This window comes from Streptomyces vulcanius, assembly GCF_042653945.1.
In the GTDB taxonomy this organism is placed as follows: domain Bacteria; phylum Actinomycetota; class Actinomycetes; order Streptomycetales; family Streptomycetaceae; genus Streptomyces; species Streptomyces mangrovi.
Genome location: NZ_JBHSFK010000126.1, coordinates 1 through 985 on the forward strand (window position 1 = coordinate 1; position 985 = coordinate 985).

1 protein-coding gene is annotated in these 985 nt (G+C 68.0%); it reads right to left on the minus strand.

Annotated elements, in window-relative coordinates; genetic code table 11:
* Window positions 1-145 precede the first annotated feature (145 nt).
* Window positions 146-985: MerR family transcriptional regulator (locus ACFPIH_RS56310; protein WP_385879458.1), on the minus strand; the 840-nt coding region annotated here is incomplete at its 5' end.

Here is a 985-nt window from a genome sequence, read left to right on the forward strand (position 1 = left end):
TGTCAGCGGCCAGTTCGGAATCCCCACGTACGGCCAGTTGTGATGTCACTCTTGGTTACGGCCCGGGCTCGACGTCTGACCCGATCGGTCACATGCGGATGAACGCGACCGGTTGTCGGGCCACGTCAGTGCCAGGCGCAGGCGATCAGCTGTCCGCGGAGTGGGCGTCGGCAAGGGCCTCGCCGAAGAGCCGTCCGGCGAGTTCCACGCAGCGCATCCGGGCAGGAGAGAAGTCGTAAGGCATCTTGGTGATCGCTGTGGCGGCACTCATCTCTGTGCCCTCCTCCCCTTTCAGGTCGGCGTCGTAGATCTCGAAGATCTTCTCCTCGGTCGCGTCGAGACCAGTTGCCTCGATGGCCTGATTCAGGGCCATTTGGTGAGCGCATCGCTGTACGGCGAGCTCTTCGACGCGCGGGTCGTCGGGTTCGACGCCGTCGTCGAGGGCGGCCTCGGCCGCCTCAAGACGGTCCTCCTCGGCCCGCAGGTCGGGGTGGGTGGCCAGCACGATGAACGTGCCGGCCTGGATGGCGGCGCCCAGCGGCCCGAAGATCCGTTCTGTGACTAGCAGGGCGTCCAGATCGGAGGGGCGCAACGCGCCCGGGGGCAGGTGGCTGAGCCGGTCCGTGACCAGTTCGGAGAGCAGCCCCAGCGGGCTGCCCACCGCCTGCAGGCGCTGGACAGCCGCGCGCCGACGTTTGATGGCGGCCTCCTGCGCCGCCAAGGTTTCCTCAAGCCTGCTCAGGACCGACTCGATATCCGGGGCTTGGTCCAGGGCTTCGTCTCCAGCTTCGTCCCGGGCTTCGCCGAAGGCGGCCCGCATGTCGTCCAGGCTGATACCGGCATCAGCCATCTTGCGGATCCACAGCAGGCGGGTCATGTCGTCATAGCCGTAGCGGCGGCGGCCGTCCCCGCCGCGCTCGGGCTCCGGCAGCAGACCGATCTCGTGGTAGTGGCGGATGGCGCGTGGGGTGATCCCGGCGAACGC